Below are 7,256 nucleotides of genomic sequence, written 5' to 3' on the forward strand. Positions count from 1 at the left end.
CCGGGTGTGCTCTAAGTGCGATTGGTGCCGGCTGCCACTCCGCTGACTTCCGCTCCCGCGTGACGGTGCAACGTCAGGCTGTCGACGGTACTGATCAGCATCAGGACAGCCATGGCCATGAACGCCCCCTTGTAGGCTCCCGAGTGGTCAGGGCCGAACAGGCGTGTCGCGTCAAAGAGGCGCAGGAACAAGGCCCCGACCGCGATTCCGGCCGCAGCCGCCAGCTGAACCAGCGTGGCCGAGATCGCGTTGGCGGAAGGCAGCTGACCGGGAACGATGTCCGCGTACTGCACTGAGGCGTACGCGGAAAATCCGATGGAGCGGAAAGCGCCGCTGAACAGCAGCAAAGCAAAAATCAGGGGTTCGGGCGTCTGCGCGTTGAGGAATGCACACAGGGCGAACGTCACGGCCGAGGCCAACGAAGCGAATACCAGGACGGCTTTGAAACCGAAGCGCCTGATGAGCGGCGTCGTGGCTGGCTTGATGCCGATGTTGCCCACGAACACCGCCGCGACCATGACGCCGGCTTTGAGGGGATCCCATCCGAAGCCGTCCTGGAACATCAGGGGCAGCAGGAACGGCACTGAACTGATGGTCAGCCGATAGATAAACCCGCCCGTGGACGTGGCCCGGAAAGTCCTGGTGCCAAAGACGCTGAGATTGAACAGCGGCACTTTGGCCTTCCTCATCCAGAAAACTGCCCCTGCCAGGGAAAGCACGCCGGCTACGACCACCAAGACTGCAAGGAGGTTGGAGGCGTGGCCGCCCAGGGTTTCAAGACCGACCACCAAGGCTCCCACGCCCAAAGTAGTGAGCAGGAGGCCAAACCAGTCGAGGCGGCGGCCGCCGTCAAACTGTGTGCGCGGAACCAACCTGAGCGCGGCGATGAATGCCGCCAGGCCCAAAGGAACGTTGATGATGAAGATCCAGTGCCACGAAAGGAATGTAGTGAGGGCCCCGCCCACCATCGGAGCCAGGACGGGGGCCAGGAGCCCCGGCCAGACCAGATAAGCGGTTGCCCGGAGGAGCTCGGACTTGGGCGTACCCCGCAGGACCACCAAGGTTCCCACGGGTACCATCATGGCCCCGCCCATCCCCTGGGCCACGCGGCTGAGTGTGAGCATGGTCAGATCGGGGCTCACCGCGCAGAGCAGGGATGCGATGGTGAAGACAGAGATCGCCAGGCAGAAGATCCTGCGGGCACCGAACCGTTCAGCCAGCCAACTGCTCAGCGGGATCCCCATCGCGACTGTGACCAGGTATGCCGTCATGGTGATGTTGATGTCCGCTGGAGCAACCCGGAAGTCGGAGGCGATGCTTGGAATGGCCGTAGTCAGGATCGTCCCGTCAAGGAACTCCATGAAGAACGTTGCCGCGACCAGCAAGGCCAAACGCGGCCGCCAGCTGGTTTGGCTGGCATCGGTGACGTCTGCGCTGGGTCTTGTGGTCATGGCTCCGGTCCAGGTTCGGGCTGCGGTCTGCGGCTGGGCTCAGCGTTTGAGCAGAATGGGCGTTTCCTCGATCCTATAGACCTGATGTGGGAGCGATCACAACATGACGCTTTCCTACTGCCGGCTACCCCGCCTGTGCCAGCGCAAGGGGAAGTACTGCTGCAACACCCGCCTGACGCAACGCGCGCGCGGACACTGTCATGGTCCACCGGCTGTCGACCAGATCGTCCACCAAAAGCACTGGCTGGCTCCCGATCTCCGACAACGCCTGGGCAAGTTCCGGTCCAACAATCAGCCGTTCCCACACACCAGCGAGCCTGTACGCACTGTTGCCTCCGCGCGAACCCGTGGGGCCACCGTGGGCCAACTGCAGCTGGCCCAAGTACGGCATCCTGCCAATCCCGGCAATTCCTTGCGCCAGCGACTCAACCAATTGTGGTTTGCCGCGGGAGGGAACACTGACCACGGCAGCGGGCCGTCCCGCCCCGCTCCACGCGGTTCCGCCCTCGGCTCCGGACCATTCCCGCAGCACCTGGACGCAGGCCTGCAGCATCGCCGGATCGACAACGCGGTCCGGTGCGCCCGCTGCGAACAGTTCACGCAAGGCACCACCCCAGCCCAGGTCCGTCAGGCGGGCGAGAACGCGTCCTTCGGAGATGCTTTCGTCCGGTTTGATTTTCCCCTTGACCGCAACACCTAGCCGGTCCATGCCGCTGGGCCACTGAAGCCGTGGTTCCACCGCGATTCCTGCCCTGCGGAGTGTCTGTCCCGCCGCATCAGCAGCCGAGTCCGCCACGTCAACGGGGAACCATCGGCCCGCGCAGTTATCACAGCGCCCGCAAGGGGCAGCCGTCTCGTCGTCGAGGACTGACGTGATGTACTCCATCCGGCATCCGGCTGTGTCCTGGTAGACCACCATGGAGTCCTGCTCGTCTACCCGGGCCTCGGCAATGCGGGCGTAGCGTTCGGCGTCGTAATTCCACGGCCGTCCGGTTGATCGCCACCCTCCTCCAACGCGTTCAACGGCGCCGTCCACTGCCAAAACCTTCAGGAGGAGCTCCAAGGGCGTGCGGCGAAGGTCTACCCGGGCCTCCAGCGCCACAGTGGACATGGCAGAGCCGGCATCGCCGAGCACGGCAAGTACGGCGGCCGCCTTTTCCTCAGAAGGCATCGATGCAGTAGCGAAGTACTGCCAGATCTCGCGGTCCTCTGAACCCGGCAGCAGGAGGACGTCTGCGTTGGCTGCACCACGGCCTGCCCTGCCGACCTGTTGGTAGTAGGCGACCGGCGACGACGGAGCGCCGAGGTGGATCACGAAGCCCAGGTCCGGCTTGTCGAACCCCATGCCCAGGGCCGAAGTGGCCACAAGTGCCTTCACCTGGTTGTCCTTGAGCAATTGTTCTGCCCGCTCCCGGTCCGCGGGGTCCGTCCTGCCTGTGTAGGACAGGACGTTATGTCCGGCCTCGGCGAGGAGGCGGGCGGTGTCTTCGGCCGCAGATACGGTCAGCGTGTAAATGATGCCGCTGCCCGGCATGTCAGCCAGGTGGGTCAGCAGCCATCCGAGACGGTCCCTGGAGTCGGGAAGGTTGAGCACCCCCAGACGCAGGGACTCCCTCCCCAAGCCGCCGCGGATGGTCAGCACTCCGGCACCTAGCTGCTCTTCAATGTCGTGGACCACCCGGGAGTTGGCCGTGGCAGTTGTTGCCAAGACGGGGACTGTCTCCGGCAACTGTGAGATGAGGTCCGAGATGCGCCGGTAATCGGGGCGGAAATCGTGCCCCCAGTCGGAAATACAGTGGGCTTCATCGATCACCAGCAGTCCTGTCCGCCGAATGAGCTCGGGCAGCTGGTTCTCCCTGAAGGAGGGGTTGGTCAGCCGCTCCGGCGACACGAGCAGGACATCGACGTCGTCCGCGGCCAGTTGCGCCAGGACCGTGTCCCATTCGAGGGCGTTGGCGGAATTGATCGCCACCGCCCGGACGCCCGCACGTGCAGCCGCGGCAACTTGGTCACGCATGAGCGCCAGCAGGGGTGAAACGATCAGCGTGGGCCCGGCTCCCCTCCGCCGCAAGAGCAGCGAGGAAACGAAGTAAACCGCTGATTTGCCCCAACCGGTACGTTGGACCACCAACGCCCTGCGTCCTGCATCCACCAGCGCTTCGATGGCTTCAAACTGGCCATCGTGGAACTGGGCTTCCGGGTGGCCAACGAGTTCACGAAGGCATGCCAGCGCTTCCTGCTGGGTTGCTGATTGCACGGGAACGGCAGTGTTTGGGGAGTTGTTGGCCATAACCCCAGTATTCCAGCCGCCCCTGACAGCAAAAACGGGCGGACTGCGCTATGTGGATAACGGGTATCCACATAGCGCACCCACGGGTTCCTGCCCTGATGGGTAGCCACAGTAGGATTGAGCGCGTGACTAGCGAGCAGAACAAGACATTCGACCTCTCGGCATCCTTCAAGGCGTACGACGTCCGGGGCATCGTCGGTGAATCCATCACGGCTGAAATCGTCGAGGCCGTCGGTGCTGCCTTCATCGACGTCCTGGGCCTTGAGGGGGAAACTGTCCTCGTGGGCGGCGACATGCGTCCCTCGTCACCGGAGTTCAGCCAGGCATTCGCCAACGGCGCGGCGACCCGGGGCGCCAACGTTCAGCTCCTGGACCTGATCTCCACGGACGAGCTCTACTACGCCTGCGGTGCCCTGAACGCTGCCGGCGCCACGTTTACCGCGAGCCACAACCCGGCCGAATACAACGGCATCAAGATGGCCAAAGCGGGTGCACAGCCGATCTCCTCCGAAAGCGGTCTCAAGGAAATCCAGGCGCTTGCCGAGCAGTACCTGAATGCCGGATCCATTCCCTCCGCAGCCACCCGCGGTGAAATCGGAGTCCACGATGTCCTGAAGGACTACTCCGAGTACTTGCGCAAACTGGTGGACCTCTCCGGTTCGCGCCCGCTGAAGATCGTCGTCGACGCCGGCAACGGCATGGCTGGGCTGACCACTCCGGCCGTCTTGGGCGACAAGCTGCTCCCGGCGCTGCCCTTCGAGATCATCCCGCTCTACTTTGAATTGGACGGTTCCTTCCCGAACCACCCGGCAAACCCTCTGGAACCGGAAAACCTTCGCGACCTCCAGGCAGCCGTCGTCAAGCATGGCGCGGACATCGGCCTCGCGTTCGACGGCGACGCTGACCGTTGCTTCGTCATTGACGATAAGGGTCAGCCTGTCTCGCCGTCGGCCATCACAGGAATGGTTGCCCGACGCGAGATCGCCCGCGCCCGGCAGTCCGGCGAAGAAACACCCGTCATCATCCACAACCTCCTGACCTCCAAGGCTGTCCCGGAACTTGTGGCCAAAGACGGCGGCCGCGCAGTCCGGACCCGCGTGGGCCACTCCTTCATCAAGGCAGTCATGGCAGAGGAAGGAGCAGTTTTCGGCGGGGAGCACTCAGCGCACTTCTACTTCCGCGACTTCTGGAACGCTGACACCGGAATGCTCGCAGCAATGCACGTACTTGCCGCGCTGGGCGAGCAGGACGGACCGCTTTCAGAACTCGGTCGCCAGTATGAACCGTACGTCTCTTCCGGCGAGATCAACTCCGAAATCGAGGACAAGGCGGCCGCTGTGGAGCGTGTGCGCGTGGACTTTGAAACCGAAGACATCGAGATCGACCACATGGACGGCAGCACGTTCACGGCCAAGGACGGCAGCTGGTGGTTCAACCTGCGGCCTTCCAACACCGAGCCCTTCCTGCGGTTGAACGCCGAGGCCAAGGATCAGCCCACCATGGAAAAGATCCGCGACCGCGTTCTGGCGTTGGTACGGGGTTAGGCTTACAGCCATGACGCAGCTTCCGCTCGAGGCACGGACCTCCCCCGAATCCGAATTGGCGGCTGTCGTGGCCGAGGCCCTTGAATTGGCTGACGCTCAGTTAGTCCTTAACAAGAGCTTCACTCCGTTCGTCTTCATGCTCGACGACGAGGGCACTATCCACCGTGGCGAGGTCCCCCAGGAAATCCGGGGGACCATGCCACCGGACCCTGTGCTGGCGGTGAAGCTGACAATCGATCTCTTTTCCGGCTACGCCGAAAACCTCCTCGCGATTGTCGCTGCCCTGGATCCGCAGTCCGGCAAAACTGAGGACACACTCCATCTGTGGGCGGAACACCGCAGTGGGATCAGCCAGCTCATCCGCGTGGACTTCACCAGGAAGAAGTTCCTGAAGCACCCAACCTTCGGCGAACCCCGGACGGAGGACCAGGATGCCCACGTTTGGACCGGGGAAGCACCGGCCACGGCGGAAGAATGGTGGCACGAGGGCCTCTCCGAGGAGGCAATTCAGGACGTCTTCAAGCTTGTGGGAGCGGCTGTTCCTTTCGCCCAGGATCAGCTGGGCAAGAACGGCGTACTCGCCCCGTACGGCATCACCACGGATCTCACTGGCGAACTTGGGCATCACCTTGCCTACCAGGAGGCCGACGAGGACGGCGAAGTAGACTCCGCTGAATCCGTCCAGATGATGACCGAGGGATTCCGCAGCAAGAAAGACACTCTGCGGGGAACCTGCATTCTGGCCGATGTTCGCCTCCGGGCTGAAGACGGCGGTTCTGTCGACGCGGTCAGGTTGCACATTGAACACGCCGAAGGGCTTTCGATGCTCATCCTGAAGCCCTACGAACTTGACGGGCAATCCAACGCTGTCGTCTTCGGAGATTCCGCAGTGCTTCCCACCGAGGCACGCGTGTGGTCAGCATGAGTGACCAAATTTCCAGCGCCGTCCCCGACGAGTCTGCCAAGGACCGCGAACTGCGGGAGACCCTGGGCACAGGGCTTGGGACCGCGCAAGAGCATCTTCAGCAAAATGGCGGCTTCTTTCCCTTCGGCATCACCCTGGCCCACGATGGCGAACTACGGATTGTCATGGTCACGCCGGGAGAACCTGACGAAGATGGACAGGTGGATGCGGGACGGATGCTGTCCGATCTCCACGAGCTGCTTCGCCAAGGCCGGGACGAATACCGCGCGGTAGCGATCGTCAGCGATGTCAGCTTGCCCGAACACGGCTCCGACGGCATTCATGGCGCGGCCGAACACCGTGATGGGGCCGTCCTGGCCGCCATCATCCCCTACGTGCCCGGCACGGACGGATTCGATTTCGCCCCGATGGAACCGGACACCCACGAGCCATCCATCTGGGTGGACTAGACCGACGGACTGATCCCATGAAAATCAACGCCTTTGCAGATGTAAGCCTCCGGGCCATCATGGTGTTGGCTGCGGCTCCTGAAGGTGCGTTACTGACCACGCAGGCGGTGGCAGATGCCGTGGGGACTCCGTACAACCACGTCAGCAAGGCAATGGTCCGCCTGCGCGCGCTGGGATTGATCGATGTCGAACGGGGTCGCCTTGGTGGGTCCCGGCTGAATGAGGCCGGGCGAAAAGCCACAGTCGGAGAGGTCTTGCGACACCTGGACAGCCGCCAAGACCCAGCGGAGTGCCAGTCGCCCACCAAAAACTGCCCACTCATCACCGAGTGCGGACTTCGCCACGCCATGACCCGCGCCCGGGAGGCCTTCTACCGCGAGCTGGACCGCGTGGTCATCTCGTCCCTCCCCCATGCACGGCAAATGGACCCGGTCTTCGAGTCGATCGGTCTTCGGCCTGAAATTCGGATTCCCGTAGCGCCGTAACAGCAGGTCGCCTCTGCGGGCTATGGCGTCGCTGATGCCTTGCCGCTCACTCACCAAACCAAGTACCACGGCGGCCCGTCACCATTAAAACGAAAGGTGACGGGCCGCCGTC

General features: G+C 63.3%; 6 protein-coding genes. 4 read left to right on the forward strand and 2 right to left on the reverse strand.

Annotation, left to right across the window (positions count from 1 at the left end; translation table 11 throughout):
* Positions 1–11 precede the first annotated feature (11 nt).
* Together ACFUOZ_RS19070 and ACFUOZ_RS19075 are read right to left on the reverse strand one after the other, a co-directional pair.
* On the reverse strand, positions 12–1,451 hold the full coding sequence (locus tag ACFUOZ_RS19070; RefSeq protein WP_377550993.1) for an MFS transporter: 1,440 nt from the start codon (positions 1,449–1,451) through the stop codon (positions 12–14).
* A 124-nt stretch (positions 1,452–1,575) separates the two neighbouring features.
* Complete coding sequence (locus ACFUOZ_RS19075; protein WP_377550996.1) at positions 1,576–3,741, reverse strand: RecQ family ATP-dependent DNA helicase; 2,166 nt, start codon at positions 3,739–3,741, stop codon at positions 1,576–1,578.
* A 125-nt stretch (positions 3,742–3,866) separates the two neighbouring features.
* On the opposite strand from ACFUOZ_RS19075, the gene ACFUOZ_RS19080 reads away from it, so the two are divergent.
* From ACFUOZ_RS19080 to ACFUOZ_RS19095, 4 genes are read left to right on the forward strand one after another with little or no spacing between them, the layout of a single operon-like run.
* Entirely contained in the window at positions 3,867–5,285 is a 1,419-nt protein-coding gene (locus tag ACFUOZ_RS19080) for a phosphomannomutase/phosphoglucomutase (protein WP_377550998.1), read from the forward strand.
* A 10-nt stretch (positions 5,286–5,295) separates the two neighbouring features.
* Positions 5,296–6,210, forward strand: coding sequence for a hypothetical protein (locus tag ACFUOZ_RS19085; RefSeq protein ID WP_377551001.1), 915 nt, complete (start codon positions 5,296–5,298; stop codon positions 6,208–6,210).
* The gene (locus ACFUOZ_RS19090; RefSeq protein WP_377551004.1) at positions 6,207–6,659 is read left to right on the forward strand and encodes a hypothetical protein; all 453 of its coding nucleotides are present in this window, start codon (positions 6,207–6,209) and stop codon (positions 6,657–6,659) included. The genes ACFUOZ_RS19085 and ACFUOZ_RS19090 overlap by 4 nt, the downstream gene beginning before the upstream one ends.
* 17 nt (positions 6,660–6,676) lie before the next feature.
* Positions 6,677–7,144 (forward strand): RrF2 family transcriptional regulator, encoded by a 468-nt coding sequence (locus ACFUOZ_RS19095; RefSeq protein WP_377551006.1) that lies wholly within the window; start codon positions 6,677–6,679, stop codon positions 7,142–7,144.
* Positions 7,145–7,256 lie beyond the last annotated feature (112 nt).

Origin of the sequence: Paenarthrobacter sp. NPDC057355, assembly GCF_042667405.1 — a bacterium.
Classification (GTDB): domain Bacteria; phylum Actinomycetota; class Actinomycetes; order Actinomycetales; family Micrococcaceae; genus Arthrobacter.

What these genes read in the sequence shown, in the direction of transcription:
- ACFUOZ_RS19070 (WP_377550993.1), bottom strand. Translation starts at nt 1,451, where the DNA reads ATGACCACAAGACCCAGCGCAGACGTCACCGATGCCAGCCAAACCAGC.
- ACFUOZ_RS19085 (WP_377551001.1), top strand. Translation starts at nt 5,296, where the DNA reads ATGACGCAGCTTCCGCTCGAGGCACGGACCTCCCCCGAATCCGAATTG.
- ACFUOZ_RS19095 (WP_377551006.1), top strand. Translation starts at nt 6,677, where the DNA reads ATGAAAATCAACGCCTTTGCAGATGTAAGCCTCCGGGCCATCATGGTG.
- ACFUOZ_RS19075 (WP_377550996.1), bottom strand. Translation starts at nt 3,741, where the DNA reads ATGGCCAACAACTCCCCAAACACTGCCGTTCCCGTGCAATCAGCAACC.
- ACFUOZ_RS19090 (WP_377551004.1), top strand. Translation starts at nt 6,207, where the DNA reads ATGAGTGACCAAATTTCCAGCGCCGTCCCCGACGAGTCTGCCAAGGAC.